The organism is Bacterioplanoides sp., from assembly GCF_965219715.1.
GTDB lineage: Bacteria > Pseudomonadota > Gammaproteobacteria > Pseudomonadales > Oceanobacteraceae > Bacterioplanoides.
Genome location: NZ_OZ244785.1, coordinates 3,253,328 through 3,274,508 on the forward strand (window position 1 = coordinate 3,253,328; position 21,181 = coordinate 3,274,508).

The 21,181-nt window shown below is 47.9% G+C and carries 17 protein-coding genes; 12 read left to right on the top strand and 5 right to left on the bottom strand.

Features of this window, described 5'->3' with window-relative positions; translation table 11 throughout:
• The first annotated feature begins 25 nt into the window (after positions 1-25).
• From ACOQOZ_RS15270 to ACOQOZ_RS15280, 3 genes are all read left to right on the top strand, one after another.
• Positions 26-1,726 carry an acyl-CoA dehydrogenase family protein gene (locus ACOQOZ_RS15270; RefSeq protein WP_420589016.1) on the top strand — a complete coding sequence of 567 codons (1,701 nt, stop codon included), beginning with the start codon at positions 26-28 and terminating at the stop codon, positions 1,724-1,726.
• 166 nt (positions 1,727-1,892) lie between these two features.
• Entirely contained in the window at positions 1,893-5,822 is a 3,930-nt protein-coding gene (locus tag ACOQOZ_RS15275) for a response regulator (protein ID WP_420589017.1), read from the top strand.
• Positions 5,823-5,825: 3 nt separating this feature from the next.
• A complete protein-coding gene (locus ACOQOZ_RS15280) occupies positions 5,826-6,926 on the top strand; it encodes an HD-GYP domain-containing protein (RefSeq protein ID WP_420589018.1) in 1,101 nt (366 codons plus the stop codon).
• A 24-nt stretch (positions 6,927-6,950) separates the two neighbouring features.
• On the opposite strand, the gene ACOQOZ_RS15285 is transcribed toward ACOQOZ_RS15280, so the two are convergent.
• The 3 genes from ACOQOZ_RS15285 to trxA all read right to left on the bottom strand — a co-directional run bounded on the left by ACOQOZ_RS15285 (position 6,951) and on the right by trxA (position 9,307).
• Positions 6,951-7,316: a hypothetical protein gene (locus ACOQOZ_RS15285; protein WP_420589019.1), complete on the bottom strand. Its 366-nt coding sequence runs from the start codon at positions 7,314-7,316 to the stop codon at positions 6,951-6,953.
• Positions 7,317-7,516: 200 nt separating this feature from the next.
• A complete protein-coding gene (gene rho / locus ACOQOZ_RS15290) occupies positions 7,517-8,779 on the bottom strand; it encodes a transcription termination factor Rho (RefSeq protein WP_420589020.1) in 1,263 nt (420 codons plus the stop codon).
• A 201-nt stretch (positions 8,780-8,980) separates the two neighbouring features.
• Entirely contained in the window at positions 8,981-9,307 is a 327-nt protein-coding gene (trxA, locus tag ACOQOZ_RS15295) for a thioredoxin TrxA (protein ID WP_420589021.1), read from the bottom strand.
• Positions 9,308-9,482: 175 nt separating this feature from the next.
• On the opposite strand from trxA, the gene ppx reads away from it, so the two are divergent.
• The 9 genes from ppx to ACOQOZ_RS15340 all read left to right on the top strand — a co-directional run bounded on the left by ppx (position 9,483) and on the right by ACOQOZ_RS15340 (position 17,396).
• The gene (ppx, locus tag ACOQOZ_RS15300; RefSeq protein ID WP_420589022.1) at positions 9,483-11,009 is read left to right on the top strand and encodes an exopolyphosphatase; all 1,527 of its coding nucleotides are present in this window, start codon (positions 9,483-9,485) and stop codon (positions 11,007-11,009) included.
• 236 nt (positions 11,010-11,245) lie between these two features.
• Complete coding sequence (locus tag ACOQOZ_RS15305; RefSeq protein ID WP_420589023.1) at positions 11,246-12,178, top strand: urease accessory protein UreD; 933 nt, start codon at positions 11,246-11,248, stop codon at positions 12,176-12,178.
• Between the two features lie 40 nt (positions 12,179-12,218).
• Positions 12,219-12,521 (top strand): urease subunit gamma, encoded by a 303-nt coding sequence (gene ureA / locus ACOQOZ_RS15310; RefSeq protein WP_420589024.1) that lies wholly within the window; start codon positions 12,219-12,221, stop codon positions 12,519-12,521.
• Between the two features lie 144 nt (positions 12,522-12,665).
• Positions 12,666-12,971 carry an urease subunit beta gene (locus tag ACOQOZ_RS15315; RefSeq protein WP_420589025.1) on the top strand — a complete coding sequence of 102 codons (306 nt, stop codon included), beginning with the start codon at positions 12,666-12,668 and terminating at the stop codon, positions 12,969-12,971.
• 21 nt (positions 12,972-12,992) lie between these two features.
• Positions 12,993-14,696 carry an urease subunit alpha gene (ureC, locus tag ACOQOZ_RS15320; RefSeq protein WP_420589026.1) on the top strand — a complete coding sequence of 568 codons (1,704 nt, stop codon included), beginning with the start codon at positions 12,993-12,995 and terminating at the stop codon, positions 14,694-14,696.
• A gap of 265 nt (positions 14,697-14,961) precedes the next feature.
• Positions 14,962-15,498 (top strand): urease accessory protein UreE, encoded by a 537-nt coding sequence (ureE, locus tag ACOQOZ_RS15325; protein ID WP_420589027.1) that lies wholly within the window; start codon positions 14,962-14,964, stop codon positions 15,496-15,498.
• Positions 15,498-16,178 carry an urease accessory protein UreF gene (locus ACOQOZ_RS15330; protein WP_420589028.1) on the top strand — a complete coding sequence of 227 codons (681 nt, stop codon included), beginning with the start codon at positions 15,498-15,500 and terminating at the stop codon, positions 16,176-16,178. The genes ureE and ACOQOZ_RS15330 overlap by 1 nt, the downstream gene beginning before the upstream one ends.
• 209 nt (positions 16,179-16,387) lie before the next feature.
• Positions 16,388-17,149 carry an urease accessory protein UreG gene (gene ureG, locus ACOQOZ_RS15335; RefSeq protein ID WP_420592425.1) on the top strand — a complete coding sequence of 254 codons (762 nt, stop codon included), beginning with the start codon at positions 16,388-16,390 and terminating at the stop codon, positions 17,147-17,149.
• A 19-nt stretch (positions 17,150-17,168) separates the two neighbouring features.
• Entirely contained in the window at positions 17,169-17,396 is a 228-nt protein-coding gene (locus ACOQOZ_RS15340) for a HupE/UreJ family protein (protein WP_420589029.1), read from the top strand.
• 94 nt (positions 17,397-17,490) lie between these two features.
• On the opposite strand, the gene ACOQOZ_RS15345 is transcribed toward ACOQOZ_RS15340, so the two are convergent.
• Together ACOQOZ_RS15345 and ACOQOZ_RS15350 are read right to left on the bottom strand one after the other, a co-directional pair.
• Positions 17,491-18,048: an RCC1 domain-containing protein gene (locus tag ACOQOZ_RS15345; protein WP_420589030.1), complete on the bottom strand. Its 558-nt coding sequence runs from the start codon at positions 18,046-18,048 to the stop codon at positions 17,491-17,493.
• Positions 17,973-20,846: an Ig-like domain-containing protein gene (locus ACOQOZ_RS15350; RefSeq protein ID WP_420589031.1), complete on the bottom strand. Its 2,874-nt coding sequence runs from the start codon at positions 20,844-20,846 to the stop codon at positions 17,973-17,975. Before ACOQOZ_RS15350 ends, ACOQOZ_RS15345 begins: the two co-directional genes overlap by 76 nt.
• Between the last annotated feature and the right edge of the window lie 335 nt (positions 20,847-21,181).

Here is a 21,181-nt window from a genome sequence, read left to right on the forward strand (position 1 = left end):
ATAAAAAAACAGCGAGGAACCAGTAATGAGCCAAGACCTGGAATTTGATGTAGAAAAACACAAAGCGGCAGCAGAAACCCATCCAGTGTTCAATCAGCCAACCGCGCTGGAAAACTACAATGCCTATACCAGTGATGCTGCATTGCAATACTGGACCAAAGCCTACGGTGGTGAGTGGGCGGAAGATCGTCTGCAGCAATACGGCGCATTAGCTGGTGGTGATTTAATTGAAGCCGGTTTTCTCGCCAACGAGAATAAACCTACTTTTTATCCCCATGACCGTTTTGGTAATCGCATCGATTTAGCCAAGTTCCACCCGGCTTATCACGAGTTAATGAGCAGCGCGATTGAAGCTGGCTTACATTCTTTGCCATGGGTAGAAAAAGACGAAAATGGTAAGGGTAAAAAAGGCGCACACGTTGCCCGTGCAGCGATGGAATATATGCACAATCAGGCGGACTCCGGTTCTGGCTGTCCGTTAACCATGACCTTTGCTGCGGTACCAGCATTGCAGTATTCGCCGGAAGTGGCGAAGCAGTGGATTCCGAAAATCGTGGCGAAAAAATACGATGGTCGTAACGTACCTTTCTTCGAAAAAGAAGGCGTGACCATTGGTATGGCGATGACGGAAAAGCAGGGCGGTTCCGATGTTCGTGCTAACACCACCCGCGCTTATCCGTTAACCGACGAATTAGGTAACGGTAAAGAATACGAGCTGGTTGGCCATAAGTGGTTCTGCTCCGCACCAATGTGTGATGCCTTCTTAATTCTGGCGTACACCGAAAAAGGTTTGTCCTGTTTTCTGATGCCACGCTGGCGTCCGGATGGCAGCAAAAATGCCATGTATGTTCAGCGTTTGAAAAACAAGCTGGGTAATATTTCCAACGCGTCATCGGAAATCGAATTACGTGGCGCTTACGCCTGGATGATTGGTGATGAAGGTCGCGGTGTTCGCACCATTATTGAAATGGTCTCCATGACCCGTTTCGACTGCATGGTGGGCTCAGCGTCACTGATGCGTGGTTCCCTGGCTCAGGCGATTCACCACACCTCTGGCCGCAGTGCATTTGGTAATAATCTGCACCAGCAACCGTTAATGCAAAACGTACTGGCGGATATGGCGCTGGAATCCGAAGCCGCACTGGCGATGACCATGCGGGTTGGTCATGCGTTGGATAACCTGGACGACGAGCACGAAAACCTGTTTGCCCGTTTAGCGACCGCTGTGGGTAAATACTGGATCTGTAAACGTGCACCACACTTCACCTATGAAGCGATGGAGTGTATTGGTGGCGTTGGTTATGTCGAAGATAACGTCCTGCCGCGTCATTACCGTGAGGCGCCGGTCAACGCCATCTGGGAAGGTTCCGGCAACGTTCAGTGTCTGGATGTATTACGCGCCATGGCTAAAGAGCCTGCGGTGGTGGATGCCTTTATTAATGAATTAAAACGCGCTGCCGGTCAGTACCCGGCGTATGACCAGTACCTGGTTGAGTTACAGGGTGAGTTCGCTGATATGGACACGCTGGAATATCGCTCCCGTACAGTCGTCGACAAACTGGCGATTGCACTACAGGCATCGGTACTGATTCAGAAAGGTGAAAAAGACATCGCTGCTGCTTATGTTAGTTCGCGTATCGCCCACAATGGTGCGGTGAACTTTGGTACTTTGGGTACCGATGTGAACTGTGAAGCCATTATGAAACGTGCCCAACCACAGCTGTAACTTTATTTCATCAGTACCTCTTCCAAACACAATGTCGTATACCTTTGGGTATGCGACATTAGTGTCATCACTATCAGCTTCTCCTGATTGCCCGATCTGCGTTGTGGCAACTCTTCTATAATTAAGGCAACATCAAACGGCTATTTGTAGTCAGGAAGGAATGGCCATGACGGCTTGTATTGCACGGAGTATTGTAAACCTGTTGCCGCTGGTTTTATGCAGCCTGGTTTTACATGGCTTTTTTCCGGTTGCTGCGGTTCAGGCACAGCCGCTGTTAACGAATTTATCCCAGGCCGAACGCGACTGGCTGCAACAAAACCCTGTTATTCCTATTGGTATCGATGGACGCTGGCCACCGGTTGATTTTGTGAATGAGGAAGGTGAAGTCTCCGGCATTCTTAAAGACCATCTGGATTACCTGCAACAGGTACTGGATGTACGTTTCGAAGCGCAACGCTTCAGCAGCTTTGGTGAAATGGCCAAGGCGGCACAGCAAGGATTAATTCCACTGGCTGCCACCATGGTGGAAACCCCAAAACGAAAACAACACTTGTGGTTTACCCAACCGTATTTTGCGGCAATGAAGGTGTTGGTCAGTAATCGCAACGGCGAATATTTCGACAGCTTTTCGGCATTAGCCGATAAAACCCTTGCGATTGAAGAGGGTTTTTATCTGGTCGATATTATCGAAAAAAATTACCCCGACGTTCGCATCCGTATATTCCCTTCAACCGAAAAAGCCTTAATTGCATTATCCACCGGCAGTGTTGATGCCTACATTGGTAATCAGGCTGTTGTGCGCTGGGTGATGAGTAATCTGCAGTTAAACAATCTGGTGGTTTCGGGTGGAACCGGAATGCCACTGGCATTACAGCGATTTGCTGTTTTTAAAGATCCGGACTGGCAACCTCTGGTCAGTATTATCGATAAAGCTTTGTTATCGATGCCGGAAAAGAAAAGGCAGATGATTTTATCGAACTGGATGGCATTGCGTGAGCATCCGGCGAACAACACGTTATTCACACTGACCGAGCTTGAGCAAAAATATCTGCAGCAATTTTCCTCGTTAACCATGGGCAGCGATACCAACTGGCCACCATTCGATTTTGTTGATGAAGAGGGTAAGCCCAAGGGCTTGTCGGCGGAGTATAACGAGCTGGTCAGCCAGCTGATTCATAAACCGTTTGTACCTGTGTATCACACAACCTGGCAGGAAACGTTAAAAGCCTTTAAGCGTGGCGAACTGGATTTAATCTCGGGTGTTAATCCCACCGTAGAACGGCGTGAATATATGGCTTTTACCAAGCCTTATATGGTGCACCCTTATATGATTCTGGTGCACAGCGATACACGTTTTGTGAACAGCTTTTCTGATCTTAATGGTAAGCGGGTTGGTGTTGGTGCCAGTTATGCCATTGAGGAAATTCTGCAGCGTGATCAGCCTGATCTGGAACTGGTTCCTTTTGCCAGTGGCGAGGATGCGTTAATTGCTCTCAGTGCCAAAGAAATTGATGCGTATGTGGGGTTACTGGGCACCTCCTCCTGGACGCTGGAAACCGTCGGTATCCGTAATGTAAAAGTGGCGGCACCAACCGGCTACCAATACAAACAATCCATTGGGGTACGAAAAGACAAACCTGAACTGGTCGAAATTCTTAATAAGGCCATCGACCATATTCCGGATTACAAACGCCAGGAAATTAAAAATAACTGGTTTAAAGTTGAATTCGAACACCAGGTCAATCGTGCTCAGGTTGTCGAAGCCGTGGTGATTACGCTGGTGGTGATTATTCCGATCCTGATTGTCATCCTGATCTGGAACCGCAAATTAAACCAGGCGCGTGAGCGTCTGCAGGAAAGTCAGAAACGCCTGGCAGAAGCCAAAGATGCCGCAGAGCAGGCCAGTCAGTTTAAAAGCCAGTTTCTGGCGAATATGTCGCATGAAATCCGCACCCCGATGAATGCCATTGTTGGTATGAATCATTTATTACTGCGTTCCGGCCTTAATGACCGGCAGCAGGAGTACGCCGACAAAATCAAACAATCAGCCACCGCTTTATTAGGAGTGATTAACGATATTCTGGACTTTTCTAAGGTGGAAGCGGGCCGACTCGATATTGAACACGTGCCGTTTAATCTGCACAGTGTGTTCACCGAATTGTCCGACATGCTGGCCTTAAAAGCCGCGGAAAAAGGCATCGAAGTATTGCTGGATGTCGAACCGGGAATTGCGGTGAATCTGGTCGGTGACCCGCTTCGTCTTGGCCAGGTATTAATTAACCTGACCCAGAACGCGATTAAGTTTACCGATCAGGGAGAAGTGGTCGTCACTGTGCGCGAATTATCCCGTAAGGAAAGCCAGAGCGAGCTGGAATTTACGGTACGCGATACCGGCATTGGCATTGCTCCGGATGAAATGCAGCGTTTATTCGAACCTTTTACCCAGGCTGACGGCAGCAGCACCCGTAAATATGGCGGCACAGGTTTAGGTCTGAATATTTCACGGCAGCTGGTTAACCTGATGGGCGGGCAATTAAATGCCAACAGCACACCGGGTGAAGGCAGCTGTTTCAGTTTCCGTCTGAATTTCACAACCCAGGGTGAAAGCCATCAGAATCAGTTTGTGCCCGACTCACAGCTGAAAGGTTTAAAAGTTCTGGTGATTGATGACAACCCGAGTGCACGTCAGTTATTGCGCGAAATGCTTGAGTCCTTTTCTTTTCAGGTGGATACCCTGGCGGGTGGCGAAGAAGCCCTGTTCTTGCTGCAACAGCAGGAACTGTATGACGATCCTTACGGCCTGGTGATTGCCGATTGGCAAATGCCGGGCATTAACGGCATCGATACCTTGTGTGGTATTCGCCAGGCATCGCTGTTGCACAAACCGGCAACAGTGCTGATAACAGCCTATGGCCGTGAAGATGTATTAGCCAGCGCCGAAAATCATCAGCTGGATGCGTTATTAATTAAGCCAATTAATGCATCGATTTTGTTCGACACCATTATGCGTATTTTCAGTGAGCGCAGCTCCGCCAACAATTCTCAGCACGACATCAGCGAAGTCTGGTTGCAGGGTAATGTGTTGCTGGTGGAGGACCATGAAATTAACCAGGCCGTTGCGCTGGAATTCCTGCACTCGGTTGGCATTATCGCCGATACCGCCAGCAACGGCGTTGAAGCAATCGAAGCGATCAAACATAAAGATTACGATCTGGTGCTGATGGACCTGCAGATGCCAGTGATGGACGGCTTACATGCCACCGCCATTATTCGTCAGGACGAGCGTTATAAAGACCTGCCAATTGTGGCGATGACGGCGCATGCAATGGAGGGAGATCGTGAGCGTTGTCTGGCAACCGGTATGAATGACCACATTGCCAAGCCAATCGACCCGGACCTGTTTGCCACCATGTTGCAACAGTGGCTTGAGCCTGCCACTGTCCGTCACTCGCCAGCCAGTGCTGAACAGGCGCTCGAGGCCAGTCTGGAAAACATTGATGGTATCGATCTGGGTTGGGGTATCGAACGCGTGGGTGGCAACCGCCAGTTGTACTTTAACTTGCTGAAAAGTTTCCATCAGAAGCACCACAAAGACGACGAAGCGATTAAACAAGCGTTACTGCAGGACGACTTCGATAAAGCATTACGGCTGACCCATACCTTGCGCGGGGTTGCCGGTAATATCGGCGCTCGTTTGTTCGAGAAAGATGCGGCCGAGCTGGAAGCGTTATTACGTTATTCGCGACAGGAAGGGCAGCAGGTTTTAGCCGGGATTTTGTGGCAACGATTCTGCGAAAGCTTTATGTTGGTATTTGTGAACCTGGGACGCAGTGAACTGGTCAAACAACGTGGGGATAACGAAAACAACAGCCCTGCGTTACAACAACAATCAAGACCGGACAACGCGCGGCAAACTCTGCAAACACTGGAACGGTTGTTACAGGCAGGTGATGCCAGCGCACAACATGAGGTGGTTGCAGCGCAGGCGCTGTTATCACATGAATTAGCAAACAAGCTGAGAGAGTTGGTTGACGAGTTTGAGTTTGAACAAGCCCGTCAGCTGGTTACCGACGCTCTGCAACAGCTAAAGGAGTGAGGGATGGAAAAGGAACGTATTTTAATCGTTGATGATGAAGCCTTTTACATAAAAGTTCTGGTGGAGCTACTCAGTCCTGATTACCACGTAACGCTGGCGAAAAGTGGCGAACAAGCACTGAAACTGATGGCGGCTGAGCCACTGCCCGATTTGGTATTACTGGATATTCTGATGCCGGGCCTGAGTGGCTATGACGTGTGTCAGGCCATCAAAGGTGACGGACGCACCCAGGATATTCCGGTCATTTTCCTTACCGTGAAAAGCGAAGTGGAAGATGAAGTTAAAGGCTTTCAAAGTGGCGCTTGTGATTATATTGCCAAGCCATTTTCACCACCCATTGTCACCGCCCGGGTGGCGACCCATCTGGCGTTACAACGCTCGCGTAAAGAATTAAAAGTGTACGCCGAACAGCTGGAGCAGCGGGTGCGGGAACGTACCGAAGAAATCTCCCGTACTCAGGATGTTGCCATTTTTTGTATGACGTCACTGGCGGAAACCCGTGACGTTGAAACCGGTATGCATATTCGTCGTACGCAACATTATGTCCGTGCATTGGCTGAACACCTGAACAGTCATGAACGTTTTCATACCCACTTAAACGATGACTTTATCGAACTATTATTTAAGTCAGCGCCATTACATGACATCGGCAAAGTTGGTGTGCCTGACAGTATTTTATTAAAGCCGGGTAAGCTGGATGCGGATGAGTGGCAGGAAATGAAACGCCACACGGAATACGGCAAAGCGGCGATTGATAATGCAGAAAAAGAATACGGTCCGTCACCGTTTCTCAGTGTTGCCAAAGAAATTGCTTATTACCACCACGAGCGTTGGGATGGCTGTGGTTACCCGGAAGGCCTGAAGGGGGAAGAAATTCCGCTCTCGGCACGACTGATGGCGGTTGCCGATTGTTTTGACGCACTGATTTCCAAGCGGGTGTATAAATCTGCATTTACCTTTGAGCAGGCCGGGCAGATTATTCGCGATGGTCGTGGCAGCCATTTTGATCCGGATGTTGTGGATGCCTTTATAACGCTGGAGTCGGTATTTATCGATATTGCTGAGCGTTTTGCCGATGAGGAGATGACCGCTCCCGCTATTTAAACTAACGGCAGCGGTAACCCGCGATTATTCGCTGGCAGCAACAGGTTCTTGTTCGGTTGCTGCAGATTCTGCATTCTGAATTAATTCTTCATCGGTCTGGCCGTTATCAGTCGCGGCGGTCTGACAGTCCCAGCCCCAGCCTTGTTGTTTCTCAACAAATGCCTGAGCTTTCTCTTCACAATAACCTTCAGCGTTCTGAGCGTTCCACAGAGTTTGTGTGCCGGTTGATTTGGTGTATTGCACTTCACATGGCACAGCAGCTTCACCACTGTATACCACTTCGATGACGCGGGTTTCGGCATCGTGTGTACAAACGGTTTTGCTGTTTTCGATGGCCATGGCAGAAGAAGCCAGCAGTGTCAGTGAGGTTAAGGCGATTAACTTTTTCATAACGATATCCTTTCTTGTGTGAATAATTAACAGCAGTTAATAGAAAGGATTTTGTTGCGGTGGTCAATCATGAGTTGGTGTTATCTGCAGCGAGGGTTGACCTTGGTCTGTTTGTGGCAGGCTGGAGCAGACAGATCAGGGCAACAGGCATAAAAAAACCACCTTGCGGTGGTTTTTTTAATGCTTCGCTTACGCCGGGCTTATTTGCCACCACGCATGGAGTCGAAGAATTCGTCATTGGTCTTGGTCTGACGCAGCTTATCGAGCATAAATTCGATGGCTTGTACGTCTTCCATTTCGCTCATCAGCTTACGCAGAATCCACAGACGTTGCAGATCCGCTTCGCGGAACATCATGTCTTCACGACGAGTACCGGAGCGACGGATGTTGATAGCCGGATAGATGCGTTTTTCAGCAATCTTACGATCCAGGTGTAATTCCTGGTTACCGGTACCTTTAAATTCTTCGAAGATCACTTCGTCCATCTTCGAGCCGGTATCAACCAGCGCGGTTGCGATGATGGTTAATGAACCACCTTCTTCAACGTTACGGGCGGCACCAAAGAAACGTTTTGGTTTTTCCAGAGCGTTGGCATCCACACCACCGGTTAATACCTTACCGGAGCTTGGTACCACGGTGTTGTAAGCACGAGCCAGACGGGTGATGGAATCCAGCAGGATAACCACGTCACGCTTGTGTTCAACCAGACGTTTGGCTTTTTCGATCACCATTTCAGCAACCTGAACGTGACGTGCTGGTGGCTCATCGAACGTCGATGCCACAACTTCACCACGTACCGAGCGACGCATTTCGGTTACTTCTTCCGGACGTTCGTCGATCAGCAGTACGATCAGTTCAGCTTCCGGATTGTTGCGGGTAATCGCCTGTGCTGTGGTTTGCAGCAACATGGTTTTACCGGCTTTTGGTGGTGCTACGATCAGGCCACGCTGACCTTTACCAATCGGAGCAATCAGGTCGAGTACACGGGAAGACAGGTCTTCGGTAGAACCATTACCCACTTCCAGTACCAGGCGCTCATCCGGGAACAGAGGTGTTAAGTTCTCGAATAAGATTTTGGATTTGGCATTTTCTGGTTTGTCGTCGTTAATTTTTGCGACTTTCAGCATCGCAAAATAACGTTCGCCATCTTTAGGTGGGCGAATTTTACCTTCAATCTTGTCACCCTTACGCAGGTTAAAGCGACGAATCTGGCTAGGAGATACATAAATATCATCCGGGCCTGCCAGGTAAGAACTGCTGGCGCTGCGCAGGAAACCGAAACCATCCTGAAGGATCTCAAGTACACCCTCACCGTAAATGTCTTCACCACTTTTGGCGTGGTTTTTCAGGATCGCGAAAATGATGTCCTGCTTACGTGTACGACTCACGTGTTCCAGGTTCATTTCTTTAGCGATGGCTAACAGCTCAGGTACGGATTTGAGTTTAAGATCGGAAAGATTCATACAGGTAGGTTTGTGTTATTAGGAAATTAAAAGATTTAAAAAAGAAGAGAGCGCCAGGACGGCGTTGAATGATTAAGGACTATAGACAGGAATTTTTGGGGTGTCTACAGCGAAAACGCATAAAAAGTGCAGTTTCCGTCTTTTTATGCCTTTATCGCCCGAAAACGGCGTGGTTATGCCGTTTTCGCGCAGGAAACAGTCTTATAAAGACTGTTCAATAAAAGAAGTCAGCTCAGACTTGCTCATTGCACCAATTTTGGTGGCTTCGGCGTTGCCGTTTTTGAACAGGATCAGAGTTGGGATAGAACGGATACCGAATTTAGGTGCCGTTGCTTCGTTCTGGTCGATGTTCAGCTTAGCGATTTTCAGCTTGCCTTCGTATTCTTCAGCGATCTCTTCCAGTACCGGAGCGATCATTTTACAAGGACCACACCACTCAGCCCAGAAATCCACCAGTACAGGTACGTCAGAACCCAGTACGTCAGCGTCAAATGAATCGTCAGATACGGTCAGGATTTGGTCACTCATGTGTTTCCCCTTAGTTTCCAGATTGGAATGTTAGTTGTGCTACTCAGCAGAATGCGGCCTATTGTACGCCCGGATTGTCCGGAATCAATTCGAGATTCCCGCTCAGACGTGTATTCTTCTGAATATAAGTGTTCCATCTATATAGTGTCAGCAAGAAGAATTTCAAGAGCGCCTTATGACAGAAACCTCCACTGTTACTACCGCCGATCCGTCTCAGCACGCAGAAGATCTGATCGCAGCCATCGATTTAGGTTCCAATAGTTTTCATATGGTGGTGGCTCAGGAACTCCAGGGCGAGATCCGCACCATCGAAAAGCGTGGCCAGAAAGTGCAGTTAGCAGCGGGCCTGGATGCCAAAGGTCATCTGTCAGAGGAAGCGCAGCAGCGGGGTTTGGAGTGCTTGCGGGAATTCGCTCAGCGTATCCAGGGCATGAATCCCGAACGGGTCAGTGTACTGGCGACCAATGCCTTAAGAGCAGCGCGTAATCGTCAGGAATTTATTGAGCGGGCGGAAGCCATTCTTGGTTATCCGATTGAGGTCATCGCCGGACGGGAAGAAGCGCGTCTGATTTACCTTGGGGTATCTCACACGCTGGCGGATGATCAGGGTAAACGTCTGGTGGTGGATATCGGTGGTGGGTCGACTGAATTTATTATCGGCGCCAAGTTTGAACCCAAGGCGCTGGAAAGTCTGCACATGGGGTGTGTTTCTTACACCAAACGCTATTTCCCCGGCGGTAAAATCAATAAGGCGAATTTTAAAGAAGCGGTGTCTGCGGCTAAGCAAGAGTTGCAGAATATTGCCGGTGATTACAAAAAGCTGGGCTGGAAAAATGCTGTTGGGTCGTCCGGAACAATCCGCGCAGCGGAACAGGCGGTGGTGGAAAACGGCTGGAGTTCAGAAGGCTTAACTCTGGCGGGCCTGAGAAAACTGCATCAGCGCATGATGGAGTTTGATCATATTGACGACGTGGCGTTGCCGGGTGTTAAGCCCGAACGCGCACAGGTGTTTGTTGGTGGTTTGGCCATCCTGACGGCGGTGTTCGAAACCTTCGAAATCGATCAGATGGTGTATTCCGACGGTGCGCTACGTGAAGGTGCGCTATGGGATCTGGTCGGACGTTCGAGTCATGAAAACGTTCGTGCCCGGGTCGTGCAATCATTAGCCGAGCGTTTTTATGTTGATACCACTCAGGCCGAGCGTGTAAAAGACATGGCGCTGGCTTTGTTCAAACAATCTAAGAAAGACTGGGATCTGCCCGGACGTTGGAAGGATTGGTTGGGCTGGGCATCTGAAGTGCATGAGATCGGTTTAAGTATCGCTCATGCGGGCTTCCATAAGCACGGCGCTTATCTGCTGCAGTATTCCGATTTATTAGGATTTACCCGTCAGGGGCAGGCGGCCCTGGCATTACTGGTGCGCAGTCATCGACGTAAATTCCCGCAAGAAGAATTCGAGGTTATTTCAACCAGCCGACGCGACACTATTAAGAAGCTGGCGGTGTTACTACGTCTGGCGGTGGTGCTGCATCACAGCCGGGGCGCTCATCCGGTTCCTGTGCCGGAGCTGATCGTTAAAGACCAGTTGATTATGCTGCGCTTGCCGCAAGGCTGGCTGGAAGAGCACCCACTCACTGCACGTGACCTGGCTGCTGAAATGGAGCATCTTGAAGCCGCTGGCTGGGAGCTGAGATTCTCCTGATTCGCGTCGTTTCTGGCCATAGGGAAGTGGCTTGTCTGACTGGTCAGCTTTTGCTGGCATCCCTTTTGCTAAAACCCTCAATAACTTTGAAATTATTGGGCGGTTGCAGTGCATCACACCAGAATAATGCGAGAAATGTTGGCACAAACGCCATCAGTCGCAAAAAACACGTTTCGTTATAGTGCGAAAAAGCCTGTAGGTGCACTGAGTTGGTGCGCTTTGCCTTGGGGCGTGCTGTGAATATTGCTGCTCCACTTCCATCATCTTCGACCGTGGTCTCTTCCGGAGTTGGTCCCGAAGCCGCTGAGCATCCCGGGTTAGACAGCCGACGTTGGCTGGCACGTTTCAGTGCCGAGTTTTCCGCGCAACATGGTGATACCCGCCTTGGAAAAACCCAGCACTTCGGCCCTTTGCGGGTACAGCGCCCCTTCTTTCCGGAAGGCCCTGAGTGCCTGCATTTCTATTTATTACATCCACCCGGTGGCTTGGTGGGTGGTGATCAATTATCGATAGACCTGACGCTGCAAGATGGCGCACATGTATTAATGACCACGCCATCCGCCGGAAAAATCTACAACAACATCAGTGGTATTCCCCAGGGACAGCATGTCTCTATCAGTGTTGCTGAAGGCAGTGTTCTCGAATATTTACCCCAGGAAAATATCGTCTTCGACGGTGCCGATGGTCAGTTGACCACCACCATCGATATTGCCGGAGATGGCCTGTTTGTTGGCTGGGAAATTACCTGCCTTGGTCGTTTCGAAAGTGAACAGTTCTTCGAGCAAGGCCAGCTGACGCAAAGCCTGATGTTGCGTCGCGATGGTTTGCCACTTTTTTCCGATCGGTTACAGCTTTCTGCCCCATCTGCGTTGCAAGCCAGTCATGTTGGTTTTCAGAACTATCACGTGTTTGGCACCTTTCTGATTAATCGTACTGTGATGACAGATACCAATGAGCTGGGTGAAAAAATTATCGCCTGGCAGGAAGACGTTAACAGCAGTCACCAACAGTTAATCGTCGCTGTGACACAAAAGCCCGACGTATTTATCGCACGGATTTTAGGAAACAAAGCAGAGCAGGTACGCAACTGTTTCGAACAACTCTGGGCACAACTACGCAGTGATGTGATTGGCAAACAACCCTGTGCACCAAGAATCTGGCGAACGTAAAAGAATTCATAAATTTTAAATATCAGACAGGAGAAAAACCGTGGAACTGTCTCCAAGAGAAAAAGATAAATTACTGTTGTTTGTAGCAGCAGAGCTGGCACAAAAGCGAAAAGATCGTGGTGTGAAATTAAATTACCCGGAAAGCATTGCTCTGATCAGCGCTTTTATTATGGAAGGTGCCCGTGATGGCCGTACGGTTGCCGATTTAATGAATGCGGGTCGTCAGGTATTAAGCCGTGAAGATGTGATGGATGGTATTGCGGAAATGCTGCCGGAAGTTCAGGTGGAAGCAACCTTCCCAGATGGAACGAAACTGGTCACCGTCCACAACCCAATCGCCTGAAAACTATTTGCGTTGTCATAGCGGTGTTAAAAATGAACTCGAAAATGCTCACTTATAACTACATAAGCTCCGCTTTCTCGTTCATTTTTGCCTTGCTCTGACTGCCTCAATTACGTTTTCAGAATACTTAAAGAGGAAGAGTAAATGATTCCAGGTGAAATTATCTGCGCCGACGGCGATATCGAAATTAATGTCGGTCGCAAAACGGTTGAAGTTGAAGTGGCAAATACTGGTGATCGTCCAATTCAGGTCGGCAGTCATTATCATTTTTATGAAACCAACTTAGCACTGCGTTTTGATCGCGAAGTCACCAAAGGTTTCCGTTTGAACATCGCGGCGGGCACAGCAGTACGTTTTGAACCGGGTCAGGTGCGTACCGTCGAGCTGGTTGAATACGCCGGTAAAAAAGAAGTTTATGGTTTTCGTGGCGATGTGATGGGCAAATTATAAAAGGTATAAGGAGAATTTAAGATGGCTAAAATTGATCGTCGCGCTTATGCCGATATGTATGGTCCAACCGTAGGTGACAAAGTTCGTTTAGGTGATACCGAGTTATTTATTTCGCCGGAAAAAGATTACACAGTTTACGGCGACGAAGTGAAATTTGGTGGCGGTAAAGTGATTCGTGATGGTATGGGCCAAAGCCAGGCGCTTAGTGCTGACGTGCCGGATACCGTAATTACCAACGCATTAATTCTAGATTATTGGGGTGTGGTAAAAGCCGATATTGCTATTACAGCCGGACGCATTACCGCCATTGGTAAAGCGGGTAACCCGGATACCCAAGAAGGCGTCACCATTGAAGTTGGTGCAGGCACTGAAGTAATTGCGGGCGAAGGCCAGATTGTGACGCCGGGTGGAATTGATGCGCACATTCATTTTATTTGTCCACAGCAAGTAGAAGAAGCCTTAATGAGTGGTGTGACCACTATGTTGGGTGGTGGTACGGGTCCAGCGACGGGCACTAACGCCACGACCTGTACACCAGGACCGTGGCATATCGGCAAGATGTTACAAGCGATTGAAGATTTACCGATGAATATCGGTTTCTTAGGAAAAGGTAACGCCAGTTTACCCGGTCCTTTAAATGAACAAATTGAAGCCGGTGCGATTGGTTTAAAACTGCACGAAGATTGGGGTACAACACCAGCCTCTATCGATAACTGTTTGTCGGTGGCGGAAGAATACGACGTGCAGGTGGCAATTCATACCGACACATTAAATGAATCCGGTTTTGTTGAAGATACGCTGGCAGCATTTAAAGATCGTGTTATTCACACTTACCACACCGAAGGTGCTGGTGGTGGTCACGCGCCGGACATTATTAAAGCCTGTGGCTCAGATAATGTTTTACCGTCTTCTACTAATCCGACCCGCCCATACACAGTAAATACCGTCGACGAACATCTGGACATGTTAATGGTGTGTCACCATTTGGATCCGAATATTCCAGAAGACGTTGCTTTTGCTGATTCCCGAATTCGTCGTGAGACCATTGCCGCGGAAGATATTCTGCATGACCTGGGTGCGTTCAGCATGATTTCTTCGGACTCCCAGGCGATGGGGCGGGTTGGCGAAGTCATTACCCGTACCTGGCAAACCGCGCACAAAATGAAAGTACAGCGTGGCGCCTTACCAGAGGATTCTGCTGATAACGATAACTTCCGTTGTAAACGTTATATCGCTAAATACGCCATTAACCCAGCTATCACCATGGGTGTTGCCCATGAAGTGGGTTCGATTGAAGTCGGTAAATTAGCGGATCTGGTTTTATGGAAGCCTGCTTTCTTTGGCACTAAGCCTTCGCTGATTTTAAAAGGCGGCATGATTGCTGGCGCACCAATGGGTGATCCAAATGCATCCATTCCAACGCCACAACCGGTTCACTATCGTCCAATGTTTGGCGCGATGGGGAAAGCCGTACATGAAACCAGTATCAGTTTTGTTTCTAAAGCCTCGTTAGAAAAAGGCACGCTGGAACATCTGGGTCTGAAAAAACAATTAAGTGGTGTGCGTGATACACGCTCTATTCGTAAAGCCGATATGAAATTAAATGATTATCAGCCGGTGTTGGAAGTGGATCCGCAGACTTATGTGGTTACTGCCGATGGTGTTGAGTTGAAGTGTGAGCCAGCGACGGAGTTGCCGATGGCACAGCGCTACTACTTGTTTTAAAGCTAGCTGCATTGTCACTGCAGCGTTAAAAACTGACTCAGAATGCTCATTTATGATTTATAAACTCCGCTTCTTCGTCAGTTTTTGCCTTGCATTGACTGCTTCGCTAACGCTTTAACTGAAAACTATAAAGTAAGGTTTGATTGTTTGTTAAACAACCCTCGGCAGCAGGGATGCTGCGGACGAGCCTCCAGGGAAGGGTTCACGGCGTGTTGTGTACAAATAATTAAGCCTTACTTTGAGAAGATAGAATCAGAAATAAATTATGAAAATTTTTACTCAATTAGCGGAAGGCGTGCTTTCCCAGGACATTGGAGCTTCCGATGCTCCAACAGCAGAAGTTGTATGCCTGACCTTTGATGATCGAAAGCGTGGTCGTTTAAAAATTAAAACCGAATCCGGTTTGGATGCTGGCATTCAGATCGAACGTGGTCAGGTATTACGCCACGGTACGGTATTAACCAATGCGGACGGCGACTTCTTAATCGTGAATGCAGAAAGTGAAAAAGTATCCACAGCCCATGTTGAAGACCCAACCTTATTTGCTCGTGGTTGTTATCACTTAGGTAACCGTCATGTGCCATTACAAGTTGGTGAGGGTTTTTTGCGTTTTCAGGAAGATTACGTATTAGACGATATGTTGCATGGCTTAGGTATTCATGTGACTCATGAACTGGCGACCTTTGAGCCGGAGAACGGTGCTTATGCACCTGGCACTGGTGGCCATCATCACCATCATGGAGATGACGATCATTCGCATGGTCATTCACATGGCAACTCTCATCATGGGCACAGTCACTAATGGCGGAACAAAGTGCGGCTTCGTTATTAGCGTTATTGCATATATCCAGTCCGGCATTACCGGTGGGCGCGTTTGCGTATTCACAAGGGTTGGAATACGCGTTGGATAAAGGCTGGTGTAAAAACCGCGATGACGTACAACAGTGGATTGAGCACAGTTTTGAGTTTGGAATTGGCCAGCTGGATCTGCCGGTTTATCTGCGACTTTATCGCGCCTGGGAAAGCCGTGATTTTGAAACCGTGAAGTTATGGAACCAAACACTATTGTCGTTCCGCGAAACCAAAGAGCTTTATTTGGAAGATGTTCAGGTAGGCGGGGCGTTTGCTCAGTGGCACCTGGGTCAAAGTAGCGATCGCAAAGAACTATTGGATCATTGCCCACAACCAAGCGTGGTGGCCATGAATGCATTGGCAGCGGTGTTGTCGGATATTGATGAGCAAACAGCGTTATTGGGCTTTGCCTGGAGTTGGGTTGAAAACCAGATTGCCTGCGCCAGTAAAGCGATGCCAATGGGGCAAACGGACGGCCAGAAGATTCTGCAGCAAATTATTCTGTTGTTAACTCGGGTATGTGATGCAGCAAACACAATTGATGATGAACAAATCGGAACGGGATTAATGGGATTAGCGATGGCGTCATCGTTGCACGAACAGCAGTATTCTCGTTTGTTCCGATCATGAAAATTTTAAAGATTAATAGGATGGGTGCTTTTCCAAAGCAGCAACAGGATGTTGCGAGAGCACAAAGATCACAGGGACGTGGCTTTTTGTGCTCCGGCTGGAAAAGTATCCATCTTATTAGTCCGGTTTGTATTAAATGAAACATTGAGGTGTTGGCTGTTGGGGCGCTACAAGTTCGTCCATGAAGGCTAATAAATCACGTCCCTGTGATTTACCCCTCTCACCAACAACATCAATATTTCATATTCGAAATGACGAAAAATCAGGTAAACAAGATGAAACAAGTATTACGTGTAGGAGTGGGTGGCCCGGTTGGTTCCGGTAAAACCGCACTACTGGAAAAGATCTGTCAGACCATGCGTGAGCATTACAACATCGCCGTGGTAACCAACGATATTTACACCAAAGAAGATGCTAAATTCCTGATGCGCAAAGAGGCGTTGGAAGAAGACCGCATTCTGGGTGTTGAAACAGGCGGCTGTCCACACACGGCCATTCGTGAAGATGCTTCGATGAACCTGGCTGCTGTGAAACAGCTTCAGGATACCCATGAAGGTCTGGAGATGGTGTTGGTGGAAAGTGGTGGCGATAATTTATCCGCAACCTTCAGCCCGGAACTGTCAGATTTAACAATATATGTGATTGATGTGTGTGCTGGTGATAAAATCCCGCGCAAAGGCGGCCCGGGTATTACCAAGTCCGATCTTTTGATCATCAATAAAGTAGACATCGCCGAACATGTTGGTGCGTCGCTGGAAATTATGGATCGTGATACCCGTAAGATGCGTGGCGACCGTCCGTTTGTCCTGGCGAACGTTGAGACGACCAAGGGTATTGGTGAAATCATCCGCTTTATTATTGATCATGGCATGTTAGAGAAACGAGAGTCTATTGAACCAGCTCTGGCATCAATGATTCCGGGCCATGATCCGGCAAAAGACGGCAGTGTTGCCTCGACTCGTTCCGAATAAACTGCAAGAGGAAAATTAAATGACTATCGTGAAAAAATCGCTGCTGACCATTGCAGGCCTGGTTGCCTCATCTCAGGCACTGGCACACGCAGATCACAGCCACTCTATTGGTGGTGTTTTTGCCAACCTGATTCATCAATTAACTCAGCCAGATCACTTAGCGATGATTATTGCAGGGGTCGTGGTTGCCGTTACTGGTTTTAAGATGCTGAAGTCTAAACAGTCGGAAGATTCTAAAGACTTTTAATCGAACTTCGGAAAATATAAATATTCATATAAAGCACAAAAACCGGCGCAGCTGGTTTTTGTGCTTTAACAAAGTGCTTTGTTTAATTAATGATTTATTCCTGTGGAGATAAAACAGGGCCGGATTTAATAGGGCTATTCGCATGTTTATCGGTGCCATTACCCAGCTTGCCACTAGTGTTGCTACCCCAGCACACTACATTGTTACTCTCTAATAACGCACAACTATGTGAAAAACCTGCTGATACACTCCGGGCGTTATTGATGCCGCTCACTGCAACCGGAATATTGGTGTTTGTTTTTGTGTCATTACCCAGCTGCCCATTGTGGTTAGCGCCCCAGCACTTAATGCTGTTATTGGCTAATACCGCGCAGCTATGGAAATAATCCGACGATACACTGAGGGCATCATTAGTGCCTATGACCGCCACAGGGAGGTCGGAATGTGCATTTCCGCCACTGGTGCCATTTCCCAGTTGACCTTCAAAGTTACGCCCCCAGCAAACGACACTCTGGTCGTCCAATACCGCACAGTTGTGACCATGTCCCGCTGATAGGTGTTTTATACTGATATCTGTTATGGTCTGCGGGGTTTGACTTTTACCGCCCGTCTGGCCTCTGCCCAACTGACCATAGAAGTTCTGACCCAACAAGTGAGGCTATCATCCGTTAATATTGCACAGTTGTGGTTCTCCCCCAGCGATACGCTCTTGATATTATCAAGGGCACTGACCGGCAGCGGGCTATTGGTTTTATTGAGATTGTATCCATATCCCAGTTGAAAGCCATAATTACCGCCCCAGCAAACCATGCTATTGTCTGCCAATACCGCGCAGCTATGATTCACTGATGCCACTACACTATGGGCGCTATTAATGTCGTTTACTTTGACGGGGATATTGCTATTAGTGTCCTTGCCATTTCCCAATTGACCGTGATAATTACTACCCCAACACATCAGGCTATTGTCCGATAATACCGCACAGCTATGGATAAATCCTGCTGACACACTTTGTGCGTTATTGATACCGTTGACGATCACTGGGAGGTTGGTACTTGTCCTCGTACCATTACCCAATTGACCGTATTCGTTACCCCCCCAGCAAGCGACGCGATTATCTGTTAATACCGCACAGCCATGATTGCCTCCAGCAGATACTTGCAATGCTTCCAGTGGCGCAACGTATTCAATGGTTTTAATTTGATTACCAATTTCCAGTTGGTAACTGCCTGCTTCTTTGGCAGGCATGGTTAAAGAAATGTAATCATCGCGCTGGTCGTCCGGCGATAATGGCATAGTCAGATCGAGCTTAACCCCAACCATTGATAAACCACTGCCAAATATTTCGACTTTACTGCCACCCAGAGTACTCACGCGTGTAGGTGTCATCCGAGTGATTTCTGTCCTAGTGACCTCAATGCTAATGGTGGCAGTAGAGGAATTCAGCTCGCCGTCATTTACAGTAAAAGTAAAACTGTCTTCGCCAGAATAATCAGTATTTGGCGTATAGGTCAGGTTAGGTGTTTCGCCGGTTAATGAACCATTCGAAGGGCCCGTTTTGACTGAGTAACTCAATGTATCGTTTTCGATATCCGTGCCCATCAGAGTAATCTCAATGGGCTCATTTACTATCGTTTCAACGGTTTGTGTTGTGGCAACGGGCGCATCATTGACCGGCGTAACCGTAATAGTCGCAGTAGCCACAGCGTGACCACCATTGCCATCCATTGCTGAATAGAAAAAATAGTCTGAGCCGTATTCATTCAGGTTGGGTGTGTAGATTGCGGTTGAGCCGTTGACTTCTACTCGGCCTTTCGTGGGCAGTCTCGACACGGCGTACGTCAAATCATCATTTTCAGGATCTGTCGCGTTTAAGTCGATAGTAACGGAAGTATCTTCATTGGTGGTTGCCGTTACATTATTGGCTATCGGGTTATCATTTACCGCATTGATGGTGATATTCACCGTCGCGGTTTGTGAGTCTGCTGCTCCATCAGTTACTTTAAAGGTGAAGCTGTCCGAACCATTGATGTCGGCGTTCGGTGTGTAAGTCATATCAGGTGCTGTACCAGTGAGCACGCCGTTGGTAGGAGCGTTTACAATCTCAAACGTCAGATTGTCGCCATCAATATCAGAGCCTGCCAGAGTGATAGAAAGTCGCGTATCTTCATTCGTTGTGACTTCTTGAGCGATTGCCCTTGGTGCATCATTTACCGGAGTAATGATGATTGATGCTGTCACCTTATTTGATGAGCTGATACCGTCACTGACCGAAAACTCAAAAGCATCGTTGCCGTTTTCATTGGTATTAGGCGTATAGGTGGCTTCATTGCCATTAATGACCACACTGCCTTTTGATGGCTGGCTATGGACTGTAAACGTTAAATCATCTCCATCCACATCCATTCCATTCAAGCTCAATTTAAATAGGGTATCTTCCGTTGTTGTGCCGCTTGCAGCGAGTGCGATAGGAGTATCGTTTTGTGCATTGATGGAAATATTAACAGTTGCTGTTTCGGAGTCCATTGCCCCATCATTCGCTTTAAACGTGAAGCTATCGTCGCCGTGATAATTAGCGTTTGGTTTATAAGTCAGATTGGGCGCTGTACCACTGATCTCTCCGTTGGTGGGATTATTTACAATCTCAAACGTCAGATCTGTACCATCAATATCGCTAGCCGCCAACGAAATAGCTAATGGTACATCTTCATCTGTTGTCACCGTTTGAGCGGTTGCCGTCGGCGCATCGTTTTGCGCGTTGATGGTGATATTAACGGTCGCGATTTCAGAATCTGCTGATTCATCATTCACTTTAAACGTGAAATGATCATCACCGTGATAGTCAGCGTTTGGCGCATAAGTCAGATTGGGCACCGTACCACCGAGCTTACCGTTGGAAGGAGAATTCACAATCTCAAATGTCAGATCATTACCATCGATATCGGCTCCGGCCAGAATGATGGCTAATGGCGTATCTTCATTGGTCGAAACCGATTGATTACTGGCTTCAGGAACATCATTAACCGACGTAACATTCAGCTCAAACGAGATACGCTCGCTGATACCGTTGGATTCCGCCTCAATCGTAATGGTTGCTGTACCATTTTGGTTCGGTAATGGTGTTGCCGTCAGGCTATAGAAGGCGTCAGTTGCTGTGATTTCCAGGTTGTTATCTGGCAACAGAGTTTGATTATTCGAGGTTGTATTCAGGTTCAGATCAACGGCATCAATGTTATTCAGAGTGATAGTGACAAAGCCTTGCCAGGATTCATCTTCATTAATGTTTTGATCGGAAATATCCTGAATATCGATTGCCGATACAGGGGCACTGGGTGATTGATTTACATCGCCGTTATTACTTCCGCCACCACCACCGCTACATGCAGTTAATAGCAGCGTTGTGATAAGCAATGACGGAAGCTTACCTGCAATAAGATTAAGAAGTGACATACTTCCTCCTGAAGCGTTTTATACATACCTGAATGAATGCCAACGACTTACCTTATTAACCCGCAGATGGTGGTAACAATAAGGGTAGCAATACAATTTTGTGTAGATTTCAACCAATAAATACGTCAATAGCATTCCATAAGATGTAAGGCTGATTATCTTATGGGTGTATTGATGATCACATTCGCGCTACTGACTATGAACGACAATCGTCATTCATCATCAATCCGGGGCCTGACAAAGGCGGCATTCTTGTTGCCGATAGATAAAAACTCCAGTCATTGCCGCATTTTTGTTTTGAAGTTAATACTTTCTAATTAGTTTTATCAGTTATT